General features: G+C 60.8%; 11 protein-coding genes. 6 read left to right on the top strand and 5 right to left on the bottom strand.

Annotated features, from left to right (window positions below):
* The first annotated feature begins 108 nt into the window (after positions 1-108).
* Positions 109-699: a GNAT family N-acetyltransferase gene (locus CKW35_RS12300; protein WP_016488903.1), complete on the top strand. Its 591-nt coding sequence runs from the start codon at positions 109-111 to the stop codon at positions 697-699.
* 8 nt (positions 700-707) lie between these two features.
* On the opposite strand, the gene CKW35_RS12295 is transcribed toward CKW35_RS12300, so the two are convergent.
* Together CKW35_RS12295 and CKW35_RS12290 are read right to left on the bottom strand one after the other, a co-directional pair.
* A complete protein-coding gene (locus CKW35_RS12295; RefSeq protein WP_095116020.1) occupies positions 708-1,688 on the bottom strand; it encodes a hypothetical protein in 981 nt (326 codons plus the stop codon).
* Between the two features lie 238 nt (positions 1,689-1,926).
* Positions 1,927-3,450, bottom strand: coding sequence for a fumarate hydratase (locus CKW35_RS12290; RefSeq protein ID WP_016488901.1), 1,524 nt, complete (start codon positions 3,448-3,450; stop codon positions 1,927-1,929).
* 276 nt (positions 3,451-3,726) lie between these two features.
* On the opposite strand from CKW35_RS12290, the gene CKW35_RS12285 reads away from it, so the two are divergent.
* Positions 3,727-4,665 carry an iron-sulfur-binding ferredoxin reductase gene (locus tag CKW35_RS12285; RefSeq protein WP_023049233.1) on the top strand — a complete coding sequence of 313 codons (939 nt, stop codon included), beginning with the start codon at positions 3,727-3,729 and terminating at the stop codon, positions 4,663-4,665.
* 33 nt (positions 4,666-4,698) lie between these two features.
* On the opposite strand, the gene CKW35_RS12280 is transcribed toward CKW35_RS12285, so the two are convergent.
* Positions 4,699-9,705 carry an RHS repeat domain-containing protein gene (locus tag CKW35_RS12280; protein ID WP_095116018.1) on the bottom strand — a complete coding sequence of 1,669 codons (5,007 nt, stop codon included), beginning with the start codon at positions 9,703-9,705 and terminating at the stop codon, positions 4,699-4,701.
* Positions 9,706-9,866: 161 nt separating this feature from the next.
* The gene (gene pyk, locus CKW35_RS12275; protein WP_016488898.1) at positions 9,867-11,321 is read right to left on the bottom strand and encodes a pyruvate kinase; all 1,455 of its coding nucleotides are present in this window, start codon (positions 11,319-11,321) and stop codon (positions 9,867-9,869) included.
* 179 nt (positions 11,322-11,500) lie between these two features.
* Here pyk and CKW35_RS12270 point away from each other — a divergent pair, with 179 nt between their 5' ends.
* The 3 genes from CKW35_RS12270 (at position 11,501) to sbcB (ending at position 13,846) form a co-directional block, all read left to right on the top strand.
* Positions 11,501-11,887, top strand: coding sequence for a tol-pal system YbgF family protein (locus tag CKW35_RS12270; RefSeq protein WP_016488897.1), 387 nt, complete (start codon positions 11,501-11,503; stop codon positions 11,885-11,887).
* A gap of 123 nt (positions 11,888-12,010) precedes the next feature.
* Positions 12,011-12,370 (top strand): PilZ domain-containing protein, encoded by a 360-nt coding sequence (locus CKW35_RS12265; RefSeq protein ID WP_016488896.1) that lies wholly within the window; start codon positions 12,011-12,013, stop codon positions 12,368-12,370.
* A 42-nt stretch (positions 12,371-12,412) separates the two neighbouring features.
* A complete protein-coding gene (gene sbcB / locus CKW35_RS12260; RefSeq protein ID WP_095116016.1) occupies positions 12,413-13,846 on the top strand; it encodes an exodeoxyribonuclease I in 1,434 nt (477 codons plus the stop codon).
* Positions 13,847-13,918: 72 nt separating this feature from the next.
* Here the strand turns inward: sbcB and mvaT are convergent, their stop codons facing one another.
* Entirely contained in the window at positions 13,919-14,296 is a 378-nt protein-coding gene (gene mvaT / locus CKW35_RS12255; protein ID WP_012273998.1) for a histone-like nucleoid-structuring protein MvaT, read from the bottom strand.
* A gap of 284 nt (positions 14,297-14,580) precedes the next feature.
* Between mvaT and purU the strand changes: the two genes are divergently transcribed.
* Positions 14,581-15,432, top strand: a complete 852-nt coding sequence (gene purU, locus CKW35_RS12250) for a formyltetrahydrofolate deformylase (protein ID WP_016488894.1) — start codon at positions 14,581-14,583, stop codon at positions 15,430-15,432.
* Positions 15,433-15,515 lie beyond the last annotated feature (83 nt).

Here is a 15,515-nt window from a genome sequence, read left to right as displayed (position 1 = left end):
TACCTGTCGTGTACGGAAAAGGCGGGTCGTTGCCTCGGATGATAGGGTTTCCCCTCAAGCCCGGCTTAGCCGAGCGCGTCATCCACATCGACAAAACGACCGCCAAGCATGGAAATACGCCTGTTGCACGGCGCCGCTATCGCGCCATACATCGATGACCTCGCTCGCCTGCGCCTGGCCGTAATGCGCGAATTTCCCTACCTGTACGACGGCAGCCCGGACTCTGACGTCGACTATCTGGCCAGCCATGTCCGCTCCGGGCGCAGCCTGGTCGTGCTGGCCGTGGACGACGGCCAGGTAGTCGGAGCCTCAACCGCTTTGCCGCTGATGGATGGAGCTCCTGAATTCCTTCAGCTGTTCCGGGCTCAGGGCCGCGATCCTGCGAGCGTCTATCTGTTCGGTGAGTCGTTTGTCCTGCCGCAGTACCGCGGGCAAGGCCTCGGGGTGCGTTTTTTTATCGAGCGTGAATCCTATGCGCACACACTTGCCGCGTTCGATTACTGCGTTTTCTGTGCCGTCGAGCGCCCGGGCGTGCATCCAAGGCGCCCCGCCGGTTACAAACCCTTGCAGGGTTTCTGGCGCAACCGGGGTTTTTTGCACGAGCCGTCGTTACGCACCACGTGTGCCTGGCGCGACCTGGGTGAGCAGGCCACTTCCGAGAAAATCATGTCGTTCTGGATGAAGGCACTGATGGCATGAACCTGTCGTCAGGGGCCAAGGTTCAGCTTGTTTTCGCTGACATGGTATTTCAGTGCGTGGCCGCCATTGCTGACGAGGAATTCGACGTGGTACGGGTTGCCGTGTTGGTCGAGTAGCAGCCACACACTGGGCGCTTCATTGAGCGAGTTGTAATGCTTTGCGTAAAAGCGTCTGTAGTAATGATGAAGCGTCATGTGGTTAGGGCGCTGTACATAGGCTTCGCCTGAATCAGGGGAGACCGCCTCGAACGCTTCTCCCACCCCCAGGGCTGTTACTGTTGACGCTTGGCTGTAGTCGTTAGTCAGCTGGAATGAGATAAGCGCGTAGTCATGATTGTGCCGCTCATAAAATGGCGTGTTCGAGGGCGTCTCCAGTGCGGTGCTCTCTACCATGATGAGTTTGGGATCGGCAAAACCAAAATAGCTGACTGTCTCTTCGACTTCGTCGTCCCAATGGCTATCGGCATTGTTCGACTTGTATTTGAAGGGCGTGCCCGGCTCAAGGTGGAACACCTTGTCGTGCGGTGGCGGTGGCGTGATGGACTCAATGACCACCGATGACACGAAGGGGCTGGTGTTGGTTATGGCGTAGGTATTCTCATCTTTCAACATTAATGCGTAGATCTGGGTGAGCGTGCCGCCAGGGCGTTGGGACGTGACGTAGAAGATGCGGCGAATGCTGTTTGCGGTTTTTTCGGTGAGCGCGCTGGGGGCGCCTCCGTAGGCGGCATGATAAACAAACCGTTTATCGCGCGCCTTGGACGCAAACAGGTCGGGGTGATCCAGCAGGCGTGGTTCGCCGTCTTCATCAATTAACACCAGCGACAGGCTATTGAGGCTCTCTTCGCTGAGGGTTTCCCCTTTACGTGGCTCCAGGGTGACAGTCACTTCCACTTGCTGCCGACCATTGGCATAAAGGCGATTGGAGCTTGAGGTGATATCCAGGCGAAAGCGGGTGAGCCATTGGTTGTCGAGCTTGAACCCTTTCATTTTGAGACACTCGTTGAGGGGGGAGTGCCCAGTTAAAGCCATTCCAATCGCTACCGGATGGTACATAAATGAATCAGTTCAGCGTTTGCCCCCTGTTGCAGCAACACTGAAACGGCGATTTTTTGCCTATGCCCTGCACAAAAAAAACACCCTGCGAAAGCGTAGCCATCGCAGGGTGTTGGTTTCAATCGCGAGCAACCGACCTTCGAGAAACGGTTACTCAAGCCTCAAGGCTGCCTCACTTAACTTCTACTGCCAGGCTTTCGGCGATCTTGCTCTGCCACAGGGCAGGGCCTGTGATGTGCACCGATTCACCATTGCTGTCTACCGCGACGGTAACCGGCATGTCCTTGACCTCGAACTCGTAGATCGCTTCCATGCCCAGCTCGGCGAAGGCCAGGACCTTGGACTTGCGGATGGCCTGGGCCACCAGGTAGGCAGCGCCGCCAACGGCCATCAGGTACACGGCCTTGTTGTCCTTGATCGCTTCGATGGCGGTCGGGCCACGCTCGGACTTGCCGATCATGCCCAGCAGGCCGGTTTGCTCGAGGATCTGGCGGGTGAACTTGTCCATGCGGGTGGCGGTGGTCGGGCCTGCTGGGCCCACCACTTCGTCACCGACCGGGTCAACCGGGCCTACGTAGTAGATGAAGCGGCCTTTCAGGTCCACCGGCAGCGCTTCGCCACGGTTGAGCATTTCGACCATGCGCTTGTGTGCGGCGTCGCGGCCGGTGAGCATCTTGCCGTTGAGCAGAATGGTCTCGCCCGGTTTCCAGCTGGCGACTTCTTCAGGGGTGATGTCGTCGAGGTTGACGCGGCGGGCACTTGGGCCGGCTTCCCAGACGATTTCCGGGTAGGCGTCCAGCGACGGCGCTTCCAGCTCGGCCGGGCCGGAGCCATCGAGCACGAAGTGGGCGTGACGGGTGGCGGCGCAGTTGGGGATCATGCACACCGGCAGCGACGCGGCGTGGGTCGGGTAGTCCATGATCTTGACGTCGAGCACGGTGGTAAGGCCACCCAGGCCCTGGGCGCCGATGCCCAGTTGGTTGACCTTCTCGAACAGCTCCAGGCGGATTTCTTCCAGGCGGTTCTGCGGGCCACGCGCTTTCAGTTCGTGGATGTCGATGGATTCCATCAACACTTCCTTGGCCATGACGGCGGCCTTCTCGGCGGTACCGCCGATGCCGATGCCGAGCATGCCAGGCGGGCACCAGCCAGCGCCCATGGTCGGGACGGTCTTCAGCACCCAGTCGACGATCGAGTCGGACGGGTTGAGCATGGCCATCTTCGACTTGTTTTCCGAACCGCCACCTTTGGCTGCCACATCGACTTCGACTTTGTCGCCAGGGACGATCGAGTAGTGGATGACTGCCGGGGTGTTGTCCTTGGTGTTCTTGCGAGCACCGGCCGGGTCGGCCAGGATAGAGGCGCGCAAGACGTTTTCGGGCAGATTGTAGGCGCGGCGCACACCTTCGTTGATCATGTCGTCGACGCTCAGGGTGGCGCCATCCCAGCGAACGTCCATACCGACGCGCACGAACACGGTGACGATCCCGGTGTCCTGGCAGATCGGGCGGTGGCCGGTGGCGCACATGCGCGAGTTGATCAGGATCTGGGCGATGGAATCGCGCGCAGCAGGCGATTCTTCACGCAGATAGGCCTCGTGCATCGCCTGGATGAAATCGACGGGGTGGTAGTACGAGATGAATTGCAGGGCGTCGGCGACGCTCTGAATCAGGTCGTCTTGCTTGATCACGGTCATGCAGCGCGCTCCTCTTAAAGACGGGAACATTCATAAAGACGCTCGACGGTGCCGACCAGCATGTCGAAACGCCTTGCAAGGCGCCGGCAGGTCAGGCCGACGGAAAAAGGCGCGGCAGTATAGCGCGCATCCGTCCCGGGCACACCTTCGGCCGGTCTGGACGATGGTCGGCAGCGGGCAGGCACTGTTCTTGCTGTCTCGGTCGAGAGATAGGATGCTTGACGGGGGCCGCAAAGCGGGCCCGGCAAAATAAAGCGCCAGGAGAGAGAGCTGACAATGCCCGAAATTTGCGTGGGCGAGCGCCGCTGGGCGGTGCCCACTGGCAGCAACTTGCTCGATGCCTTGAACGAGGCCGGCCTGAATGTGCCCTACAGCTGCCGGGCCGGCAGTTGCCACGCTTGCCTGGTGCATTGCCTGGAGGGGCAACCGGCGGATGCCTTGCCTGAGGCACTGGCGCTGGATAAGCATGCACAAGGCTGGCGCCTGGCGTGCCAGTGCCGTGTAGTGGGGGACCTGCGCGTAGCGGTATTCGACCCTCTGCAGGACGGCATCCCCGCTCAGGTGTGTGCGCTGGACTGGTACGGTGATGTGTTGCGCCTACGCGTGCGTCCAGAGCGAGCGCTGCGTTATCAAGCCGGGCAGCATGTGCTTCTGTGGAACGGTTCGATCGCCCGGCCGTATTCACTGGCAAGCCTGCCGGGCGAAGACGACTTTCTCGAATTTCATATCGACTGCCAGCGGCCTGGTTTATTTTGCGACAAGGCTCGCAGCCTTGATGTTGGCGACGTACTGCGGTTGGGTGAGCTGCGGGGTGGGGCGCTGCATTATGAGCAGGACTGGCACGCGCGGCCGCTATGGTTGCTGGCGGCGGGTACCGGCCTCGCACCGTTATTGGGCATCCTGCGCGAGGCGCTGCGTCAAGGGCATCAGGGGGATATCCGGGTCATGCACGTGGCGGCGACGGCGCAGCAGCATTACCTGACTGCGCCCCTAGCCGCGTTGGCTGTGGAACACCCGAATGTGAGCGTGGAGTTTATCGTTGCCGAGCAGCTGCAAGCTTGGCTGCAAGGCTTGCGCCTGTCGTCGCGGCACACCGTGGCCTTGGCATGCGGTGCACCGGGGAGGATCGAGGAGTTTGCGCGGCGCTTGTTCATTGCCGGGTTGCCGCGAAACCAGTTGTTTGCCGATGCTTTCGTTGACCGTGCGCCACCGTGACGCCCGCCCGTGGGCGAAGCATGCTGCCGTAAGCTATTGAGGAAAATACAGCCTGCCGGTCGCCAGCTCTCTGTCGGGAGTCGCGGAAAACGGCCCGGTCTGGCCCATCAGTTGGCGCCATCTTGATATTTGCTGCCTGGGTAGATTGCTGGTCTGAGCTGTCACTTCAAGGGACTGCATGAAACCGGCACGATGTACCCAGATGGGTCTGTCATAGCCATGTACCGGCCGCTGCAGCACATTGGCGATGCGTTGTGCTGCTCCACTCTTGCCGCCATAACAGGCCAGCAAGACGATAGGTTGGTTGTCGGCCATGCCGGCGAGGCGCGGTGCGATTTCCCGCAGTGCAACACGTACGGCATCTTCCATCTGGCCTGCGCCGTTCATCAACTGGCCAGCCTTGCTGCCGTGGGTTTCGAAGGCACGGATACCTTGCCCCACGAAGTTGTAATGCATGGCAACGTCGTTGGCCATGCCGTCAGCCGAGTAGATCACGGCGGTGTTTTGTACCTGCCGGGGGGCGGGCGTCATCGGGTTGGCGAACGCACGCTTGGCATTAGCCCTGCCAGGTGAGCGGAGCGCTTTGCTGGCGACTTTGGTCGAGCCAGGCGCCATACCGATTACGGCACTGGCCAAGCCAGTACCCAGTGATATCCAGCCCAGTACGTTGGCGGCTTTTTCGTCCGCGCCACTGGCTTGCATCGTCATGCTGGCGATACCGGTGCTCAGGGAGATAGCGTTCAGTGCGGCATTGCCGATTGCCAGCGCCGCACTGCCGGTCAGCGCACTGCCGCCATACAGGGCGACAATGGCGGGCACGGCGGCGCCCAACGTGCTGATTGCGGCCGCTGCGCCTATCGCCAGGCCTACGCCTGCGATCGTCCAGCCGACCCAGCTGTGGCCATCGGGGTCGATGCGGTTGACCGGATCACCGGCGCAGTACGCGTAGGCATTGAGCCCACCACGGTCGAACGGGCTGTCACTGTCGGGGCTGAGGAAGGTCATCAGGACAGGATCGTATGGCCGGTAGCCAGCAGGGATGTACCAGCCCGTCAGCGGTTCGCGGCGCAGCCCGGCAAAACCGAACGGAGCTTGCTGGTCGTTTTCGGGTTCGGCGCCATGCGGGCTGTAATGGCACTGGCGCAGTCGCTCGTCGACTTGCAACCGTACGGTGCCCTGGCCATCGCAGCCAAGCAGGCGGATGGTGGACCCCCCGCCATCCTTGCAGCTCACGGCAAACACTTCGGCGCCGTCACCAATCAGCCCCAGGCGCAGCTCACCGTGCTGTTCGTGGGTCAGTTGCCCGGCGCTGTAGAAACTGCGTACCCGGCCATGGTCCAGTTCACGTTCGCAGAGGTTACCGCTGGCGTCGTAGTGGTAATGGCAGCTAGAGCCACTGTGCTCGACCTGTACCAAGCGGTCGGAGCTGTTCCAGGTCAAGGTGCGGCCCAAACTGTCGGCGATGAGCCGGCCACAGGTGTCGTACGTCAGTTCGATGCGGGCTGGCCAGCTTGGGTGGGAGTGGGTAACCGCGCTGAGCTGGGTCGGATCGTTCGCCGCGTAGCTGAACTCAGCCGCGTCCTGGCTACCGTCGGCAAAGGTGCTGACCACTCGCTGATAACCATCCAGCGGGTTGAAGGTATAGCGTTGTTCGACGATGGGATTGCCGAACGGGTCGAGTGGCGCGCCGTCGGCGCTGGAGCGGTAGCGTACCAAGCGGCCCCGCCGGTCGTAGTCGAAATACTCTTCGGCGCCGTTGATGCTGCGCTGGATCACTTGGTCGAGGGCTGAATAGGCCAGCGTCAGGGTGATGCTACGCTCCCCCTCGGTATCGCTCACGGTGTAGACGCTGCGCTGTTCTCGGCCCATGGTGTCGTAGCTGATTCGCCGGGTCAGGCTCCGCGCACGGGCAGGGTCGTGGGTGGTAATGCTCAGCGGGCGGGAGAGGGCGTCGTAGCTGAACTCGGTTTGTACGCCGTCTACCTCAAGGCGCTGCAGGCGCCCGAACCTGTCGAGATGGCGATGGTGTTCGGCCCCCGCAGCGTCGGTGAATCCCACTGGCAACCCGGTGAGCGAATGGCGCCAATGGGTGGTGTGCTCGACCTCGTCGAGGTTCCAGCTGTCGCGCAAGGGCAGCCCGGAAGGCGTGAGTTGCCAGCTGAGGCTGCCGAGCCCGCCGCGGGCGTTGGTCGGAATGCCGAGCGTGGCATGATAGGTCAGCTGCTGCTCGGCTTCGCCGTCGGCTGCGGTGCCTAGCAGGGCATTGCCCAACTGAGGCTCGTAGCGGTAGGTCACGTGCTTGCCATCGGCCAAGGTGTTGGCGACGGGCGGCAGCTGGCCTGGGCGGTAGTGATAGTGGGTGGTACGCCCGGCGACCTGCACCGAGCGCTGCCGGCCGAGCCCATCGAAGGTCTGGCGGCCGAGTATCCAGGCGGTTTCGCTCATTGCCTGCGCCTCACCGACGCTCGAGCTGACAGCAATGCTTTGCGGGTGATGGCCATCACTGTGCTCGGCGAAGGTCCAGGTCACCACTGTATTGTCCGGCAGGTGCTTTTCGATGATGCGTGAGTAGGCGTCATGGCGCAGGCGGGTGACGATGTCGGGTGAGCCTTCTACCTGGATGCGCTGCTCGATGACCCGGTCGAGGCCGTCGCGCACCAGTAGCAGGGTGCGGGTGTGTCGCCCGCGGGTATCGTAATCCTGCTGTTCCACCGGGCTGCCGGCAGCGTTGTGCGAGATGACCTGGCGCGGCCCCTGTAACTTGCCTGCCGCTTGCCACTGTTCGCTGCGGCGGGTGATGGGGTCGTGGTGGAGGTGCTGTTCGATGCCTTCCAGGCTGGTCACCTGGCAGGCGTGGCCCCAGTCGTCGTAGCGGACTGTGCGGGTCAAGGTGAGCAGGTTGTCGGCCTTGAGCCAGTCCAGTGAGGTCTGGCTGACCAGGCGTCCGAGGGCATCGTACTGGTTGCGGCTTGTTTCGCGGAACACGCCCGGGCTGTTATCGAGGTCTTCAAGGTGAATGCTCACGACCCGGCCTTCGCCGTCGAGCCATTGGCGCTGTCGGCGGCCGGTGATATCGACCTGCTCGATCAATACCGGATTGTACTGGCCGTTCGGCCTGGCTTGCCTGGCGAACTCGTCGTTGAGGTGATAACGGGCCAGGCGCTGGGTCTGGTAAGGGCTGCCTGCTGCGGACTTGGTGCATACCACACGGCCTAATCGGTCATATTCATAACGGGTAATGGCACCGCTGTCGTGCCGCTCCCAGAGAGTCTGGCCGGTGAGCATCGATTGTGCATGAGCGGTGCTGGAGCGGTTTTCTTCATCGTTCTCAAAGCCCTGCAGGGTGACTTCGGTCACCAGTGCATCCGCGGTGGCACTGTAGCTGTAAAAGGTAGTTGTGCATTTGCCGTCGAGGGTGACGACGCTCTTTTCTTCCCGGCCATACGTGGTACCTGCAGTGGTCAGGTAGAACTGCCGGGTATGCTCGATCACCCGGTTCTCGGGGCCTTCGAGCTGCTCGCTGGCCACCAGTATGTGGGGCAATGCGCCTTCGATCAGCGAAGGTAGCGCCTGGTAGGTATAAGTAGTGGCCAGAACAGGGGCTGCGCCTTTGGCGATGACGGGGACAACGGTCTTTTTTTTCAGGAAACGTACCCGGCCGAGTGCGTCTGCGGGGCAGCCTTCGGCACCTTCTGCCGGGTAGTATTCGTAACATTCCTCGACGCCGCTGGGGAATAGCACGCGCAGTGGGTTGCCGAAGTTGTCATAGACATAGCGGGTGCTCTCGCTGCGGCTTTGGCCGGGCCGGGAATGATCCAGATAGGTGACCGATACTTCGTGGGGCAACTGGCACCAGGCCGGTTGCTCCTCCCAACTGAGTGCCGGATCGACGCCGTAGAGCGTTTGCTCGCGCGTTTCGCAGTGCCCCCGGCGGGTTACTTCACTTACCTGCAGGTGGAAACGGTCCCAGGTGCGTTCGACTGTGGCCAGAAGCCTGCCCTGGCCATCGGTCTGTTCTTCCACCATCTGGTATTGATAGTCGCTGTTGACCTGGTAGAGGTTGTCCCGCCCGCTATGCCATTCGAACGCCTGGTCGCTGCCATAGCCCAGGTGGTTGTGATCGCCGATCCACTGGTAGCTGCGTTGGAGCTCACTGCCCGGGCCAGCACTGGTATGGGTCCATCCCATGACGCGGGGCAGGAATGCCAGGGGGCCGCCTTCGGGCATGCGCAGGCCTTCACTGTCCTGGGACCAGTGGACGATGTCACGGGCACCGAGAGGGCCGATAAAGCGACGTGGCAAGAGGAGCTGCGCCTGCCCCGGCACGTTCAGGGCGTCGTACTCGATTTCGAATGGCTGGTCGATGTCGGGGAGGTACAGCTGGCTCAAGCGCTCATTGCTCAGCAGCGCCCTCAGAGTAGCGGCGTGGGCCGTTTGTGGATTGAGCACGAAACGCAGTTCACTGGCTTCGGTTTCCAGGGCCAGCAATGTACGGGTTTCATCGCGGATCCTGGCCAGCGTCGATATACCGTCGGCGAAGGGCATCCAGTCGAAATACAGGCGGCGCCCTTCGGGTGAGCGCATCTCCTCAAGCAAGTAGCGGGTGCTGTCGTCCTGTTGGCGAAGAATCTCGCTTTCGCCGGTTTGCTTGTCGACCCGAAAATTGCCATCGGCTTGACGCGTGACTGTGAAGGTTGGCAGTTTCTGATCGAAGAATGCCAGCCGGCCACCACTGCACGGGTCGGAGTTGATCAGATCAATGGCGAACTGCTCGCCTGAAGACAGGCTCAGACGCGGGTTATCCTGATCAAGGTTGATTTCCGACAGCCCCAGGCTCCAGCCCAGGCCATAGCCACGGTTACAGGAAGAGGCCAGGGTGCTGAAAGCCAGTGTCACGCTCAGCGTTGGCCCGCACAGCTGGTTGGCGGGAGGCACGGGCAGGGCAATGGCCAAGCAGAACTGGCCTGTTCGGTTGTCGACAGCGGTCTTGAAGCAATCAAGAAAGTTGCCGGCTTGGGAGTGTAGTGGAGCGTCACGCATGATCAGGCTCTCGTCATCGAAGTGAAGAGGCCCAATTCAAGGACACGTGGCGAGCTGGCTGGCGCTAGATAAGTCTTTGAGAGGCGAGATGCGTGACGTTGAAAAAAGCCCCGACAGAAGCTGTACGGGGCTCTTGTAGCACGCGACCTGCGAGCAGCTGATCAGCCGACCAGAGGATCACCGACATGCAGGATCTTCATGCCGTTGGTGCCGCCGATGGTGTGGTAGCTGTCACCTTTGGTCAGGATCACCCAGTCACCCTGTTGCACCAGGCCACGCTTGAGCAGCTCGTCGACTGCCGCCTGGCTTACCTTGTCGGCCGGCAGCGAGGCCGGGTCGAAGGCGATCGGGTACACGCCGCGGAACATCGAGACGCGAGCCTGGGTCGCGCGGTGCGGCGACAGGGCGAAAATCGGCACGTGCGAACGCAGGCGCGACATGATCAGCGGGGTGTAGCCGCTTTCAGTCAGGGCGATGATCGCCTTCACGCCCGGGAAGTGGTTGGCGGTGTACATGGCCGCCAGGGCGATGCTTTCGTCGCAACGTTCGAAGGTGGTGTGCAGGCGGTGGCTGGACTTCTGGTTGGTCGGGTGCTTTTCGGCACCTTGGCAAATCCGCGCCATGGCCTGTACGGCTTCGATCGGGTAGGAACCGGCAGCACTTTCGGCCGATAGCATCACCGCATCGGTGTTGTCCAGCACGGCGTTGGCCACGTCGGACACTTCAGCGCGGGTCGGCATCGGGTTCTGGATCATCGACTCCATCATCTGGGTCGCCACGATCACCGCCTTGTTGTTGCGGCGGGCGTGCTGGATGATCTTTTTCTGGATGCCGATCAGCTCGGCGTCGCCGATTTCCACACCCAGGTCGCCACGGGCAACCATCACCGCGTCGGAGGCGGCGATCAGCTTGTCGAGGGTCTCGTCGTCGGCAACTGCTTCGGCCCGTTCGATCTTGGCCACCAGCCAGGCGCTGCCGCCGGCCTCGTCACGTAGCTTGCGTGCGTATTCCATGTCGCTGGCGTCACGCGGGAAGGAAACGGCCAGGTAGTCCAGGTCCATTTCCGCGGCCAGCTTGATGTCGGCCTTGTCTTTTTCGGTCAGGGCCGGCGCGGTCAGGCCGCCACCTTTGCGGTTGATGCCTTTGTGGTCCGACAGCGGGCCACCGATGATCACCACGCAGTGCAGGGCGTCTGCAGTGGCGGTTTCGACGCGCATGACCACACGGCCATCGTCGAGCAGCAGTTCGTCACCGACGCCGCAGTCCTTGACCAGGTCGGGGTAGTCGATACCGACGATGTCCTGGTTGCCTTCGGTCAGCGGGTGGGCGGTGGAGAAGGTGAACTTGTCACCGATCTTCAATTCGATGCGCTTGTTGGCGAACTTGGCGATGCGGATCTTTGGACCCTGCAGGTCGCCCAGCAGCGCGACATGGCGGCCGTTCTTGGCGGCGATGTCACGGATCAGGCGAGCGCGGGCCTTGTGCTCGTCCGGGGTGCCGTGGGAGAAGTTCAGGCGTGCCACGTCCAGGCCGGCAAGGATCAATTGCTCGATCACTTCCGGCGAGTTGCTGGCGGGGCCAAGGGTGGCGACGATTTTGGTACGGCGGATGGTCATGCACAGACTCCTATAGTGAAGCGCAGCGAAAGGCTACTCCTGAATCTCGCTGTAGTCATTGTTCCGTTGCACTACCTGCGACCAAGACAGGGTGGCATTTGAACGGTCGGGGTATGCTTGCAAAAGCCTGTGAAGATTTGTTGGCGATGGCCGATACACAGGCATCAAAGGAGATCCCCATGCGAGCCCTGATCGTTTTAGCCCTGGCGGCCAGCGCCGTCGGCTGCACCCGCTGGTCCATGGACCACCACCTGAACAATGCCTACCGCGCCTACGACCGTGGCGACTGCGCACGGGTCATGCTGGAGCTGTCGCAGGTCGATCGCACCAGCCGTTCGCGGCCGTTCATCCACCCCGAGGTGTCGCTGCTGCGTGGCCAGTGCCTGGAGCGCCAGGCGCTGTACGTGGATGCCGCGCAGACTTATCAGTACCTGATCCAGAAATACCCGGGCAACGAGTACGCCTATCGTGCCCGGGCACGCCTGCAGACCCTTGAAAAACTCGGGCATGCCCGTAGCGGCGAAGCGGCTGTGGCCAACCCGGTGACCACCGCACCTTGGCGATAACACCAAGGTGTGGTTTATTTCACGGGATTTGCTGCGCGCCCTGCGCTAATCTGTAACTCAGCTGTTACAACAACCGCCAGTACCTTGTATTCCTGGCACCAGGTACGGAATACACACGCGATCATGTTCAACAAGCGCCACATCGAGCGTCATCAGCTGCCTTGTATCCTCAAGGTATTCAACCGTTTTACCGGTCAGGAGATCGGCCAGCTGGGTAATGCCTCCGAGGATGGGCTGATGGTCATCAGCCAGCTGCCTGTGCTGGTAGGGCCCGATTACGAACTGCAATTGCGCTTGCCGCTGGTTGGCGGCGGGCATCAGTTCGTCAACCTGACCGCCAGTTGCCTGTGGTGCCGCGAAGACCAGACGCCAGGCCACTACGATTCCGGCTTCATGCTGTTGCAGGCGCCTCGCGAATTCGACGAGTTCGTGCGCTCACTGCGTGATTATTTCAGTTTCCTGCCTGCCAACGCTTCTGTCTGAGGCTGCGCTAGAATCGGGTCGACCTTGATACAGGACGATCCCGTGACCTCAAGCATTTTCTGGCACGACTACGAAACCACCGGCATCAACCCGCGTTGCGACCGGCCGCTGCAGGTGGCCGGCGTGCGCACCGATTTCGACCTTAACGAAATCGATGAGCCGATCAGCCTTTATTGCCGGCCTTCCGATGACATCCTGCCACACCCGGCGGCTTGCCTGGTAACTGGCATTACCCCGCAGTTGCTGGCCGAGCAAGGCCTGTGCGAGGCCGAGTTCATGACCCGGGTGCATGCGCAACTGGCACACCCGGGCACCTGTGGTGCTGGCTACAACACCCTGCGTTTTGACGATGAAGTGACCCGCTACAGTTTGTACCGAAACTTTTTCGACCCCTATGCCCGGGAGTGGCAGGGCGGCAACAGCCGCTGGGACCTGATCGATATCGTGCGAACCGCCTATGCGTTGCGCCCTGACGGTATTCAATGGCCGCAACAGGATGGGCGCACCAGCCTGCGCCTGGAACTGTTGAGCAAAGCCAATGGCATTGACCATGGGCATGCCCACGAAGCGCTTTCCGACGTGCGGGCAACCATTGCGCTGGCCCGTCTGATTCGGCAGAAACAACCCAAGTTGTATGAGTGGCTCTTCCAGTTGCGCAGCAAGCATAAAGTGATGGAGCAGATCCGTTTGTTGCAGCCACTGGTGCACATATCCGGGCGCTTTTCGGCGGCGCGTAATTACCTGGGTGTCGTACTGCCATTAGCGTGGCACCCACGTAATCGCAATGCGCTGATCGTCTGCGACTTGCATCAGGAACCCCTACCGTTACTAAGGGAAAGTGCCGAGGTTCTACGCCAGCGCTTGTATACCCGTCATGAAGCACTGGCCGAGGGTGAATTACCGGTGCCGCTCAAACTGGTACAGATCAATCGCTGCCCGGTACTGGCGCCACTGTCGGTATTGCGCCCGGCCGACCAACAACGATTAGGCCTGGACTTGACGTTGTTACAATTGCGCGGCGAACAGTTGGCTAATCAACAGGCGCAATGGCAAGACAAGCTGGAGCACATCTACGGCAAGGAAGACTTCACCCCGACAGAAGACCCGGAACAACAGTTGTATGACGGTTTTGTAGGGGACCGAGACCGCCGCTTATGTGAGCAAGTGCGTATGCTGGAACCCGCGCAGTTGGGCCGTGGGCAGTGGATGTTCGATGACCCGCGTTTACCGGAATTGCTGTTCCGCTATCGGGCGCGCAACTTCCCCGAAACCTTGACCAGCGAAGAGCGTCAGCGCTGGTATGGCTTTTGTCAGCAGCGCCTGAGCGACCCGCAGTGGGGGGCGCCCAATACGCTGGGCGACTTCGAACAGGCGCGTCAAAAAGCCTGGGAAGGCGCTGACGAGGCTGGGCGGCGTGTGCTGGAAGCTTGGCAACTGCACGCCCGGCAACTGCAGGAACAATTTGCAATTGGCTGACAGCGGGGCAACAAAAACGCCGGCAATGTGCCGGCGTTTTTGTTGCGACAAGCAAAAGGCAAATGCGGACAATCAGTCCAGCAGGGTTGCCCAGCTCTCAACCACATCACCACCCCAAGTGGCTTTCCACTCTTTCAGGGTTTTGTGGTTGCCGCCTTTGGTTTCGATGACTTCACCGTTGTGCGGGTTTTTGTATTGCTTGACCTTGCGCGCACGTTTGGTGGCAGTAGTCTTGACCGCACCGCGAGGTGCCTTGCTCAGTTTCGACTCTGGGTCGAGCAGGGCAATCACGTCGCGCAGCGACTTGGAGTACTCGCCCATCAGAGTGCGCAGTTTGCCTTCGAACTCCAGTTCTTTTTTGAGCTTGTCATCCTGCGACAGGTTGGCCAGGCGGGCCTGAAGTTCCTTGATGGCTTCTTCGGTAGCGCGGTACTCGTTGATCAGGGACATGGAGTGTTCCTTAATGCGTGTTCAGAAATGTGTGGAGCAATAATAGACAGGCGATAGTCGCAAGTAAACATGATATTGGGCGATTAACTGTTAATTAAGCTGTGACAATATTTCTCTACGTGAACAAAAATTTACTTAAAAACCCTGTTTTTCCACGTGTCTGTCAGGCAATGCCTGCGCTGTGTATGGCGACCGGCATACGCCATCGTGGCTGCGATCAATACTGCGTTTTTTCTGGCGTGCCGCTAGAATAGGCGCCTTTGCGAAGTTCTGGAGTCTCATTCATGCGCACCTATCGTCTGGTGATCGCCTGCCCCGACCGTGTCGGCATCGTGGCGAAAGTCAGTAATTTCCTGGCCTTGTACAATGGCTGGATCAACGAAGCCAGTCACCACTCTGACGAGCAGAGCGGTTGGTTCTTCATGCGCCATGAAATCCGCGCCGAATCCCTGCCGTTCGGTATCGAAGCCTTCCGCGAGGCGTTTGCGCCGATCGCCGAAGAGTTCTCCATGACCTGGCGCATTACCGACTCGGCGCAGAAAAAGCGTGTGGTTCTGATGGCCAGCCGAGAGTCGCATTGCCTGGCCGACCTGCTGCACCGCTGGCACACTGATGAACTGGACTGCGAGATCCCTTGCGTGATTTCCAACCACGACGACCTGCGCAGCATGGTCGAGTGGCACGGCATTCCTTTCTTCCACGTGCCGGTTGACCCCAAGGACAAGGCCCCGGCCTTTGCCGAAGTGTCGCGCCTGGTTCAGGAGCACGCCGCCGATGTGGTGGTGCTGGCCCGTTACATGCAAATCCTGCCGCCGCAACTGTGCCGGGACTTTGCTGAAAAAGTGATCAACATCCACCACAGCTTCCTGCCGTCGTTCGTCGGTGCCAAGCCTTACCACCAAGCCGCCCTGCGTGGCGTGAAACTGATCGGCGCGACCTGCCACTACGTCACCGAAGAACTGGACGCCGGCCCGATCATCGAGCAGGACGTGGTGCGTGTCAGCCATGCCGACAGCATCGAGGACATGGTCCGCTTTGGCCGTGATGTAGAGAAGATGGTGCTGGCCCGCGGCCTGCGTTATCACCTGGAAGACCGGGTGCTGGTGCATGGCAACAAGACTGTCGTTTTCGATTGATGATGCAGGGGCGCAAAGCGCCCCTGCAATCTTGAAAGGAACACTGATGGCCACACAACGCAACACCCCCAATGCCTCACCAC

The sequence above is a fragment of the Pseudomonas sp. Irchel 3F3 genome (genome assembly GCF_900187545.1).
In the GTDB taxonomy this organism is placed as follows: Bacteria; Pseudomonadota; Gammaproteobacteria; order Pseudomonadales; family Pseudomonadaceae; genus Aquipseudomonas; species Aquipseudomonas fortuita.
The sequence above is the reverse complement of the archived record's forward strand: the minus strand, read 5'-3'. Positions and strand labels throughout refer to the sequence as shown.

Bases quoted from the DNA above. Each gene is read 5' to 3' on its own strand.
- CKW35_RS12300 (WP_016488903.1), top strand. From the start codon at position 109: ATGGAAATACGCCTGTTGCACGGCGCCGCTATCGCGCCATACATCGAT.
- CKW35_RS12295 (WP_095116020.1), bottom strand. From the start codon at position 1,688: ATGAAAGGGTTCAAGCTCGACAACCAATGGCTCACCCGCTTTCGCCTG.
- CKW35_RS12290 (WP_016488901.1), bottom strand. From the start codon at position 3,450: ATGACCGTGATCAAGCAAGACGACCTGATTCAGAGCGTCGCCGACGCC.
- CKW35_RS12285 (WP_023049233.1), top strand. From the start codon at position 3,727: ATGCCCGAAATTTGCGTGGGCGAGCGCCGCTGGGCGGTGCCCACTGGC.
- CKW35_RS12280 (WP_095116018.1), bottom strand. From the start codon at position 9,705: ATGCGTGACGCTCCACTACACTCCCAAGCCGGCAACTTTCTTGATTGC.
- pyk (WP_016488898.1), bottom strand. From the start codon at position 11,321: ATGACCATCCGCCGTACCAAAATCGTCGCCACCCTTGGCCCCGCCAGC.
- CKW35_RS12270 (WP_016488897.1), top strand. From the start codon at position 11,501: ATGCGAGCCCTGATCGTTTTAGCCCTGGCGGCCAGCGCCGTCGGCTGC.
- CKW35_RS12265 (WP_016488896.1), top strand. From the start codon at position 12,011: ATGTTCAACAAGCGCCACATCGAGCGTCATCAGCTGCCTTGTATCCTC.
- mvaT (WP_012273998.1), bottom strand. From the start codon at position 14,296: ATGTCCCTGATCAACGAGTACCGCGCTACCGAAGAAGCCATCAAGGAA.
- purU (WP_016488894.1), top strand. From the start codon at position 14,581: ATGCGCACCTATCGTCTGGTGATCGCCTGCCCCGACCGTGTCGGCATC.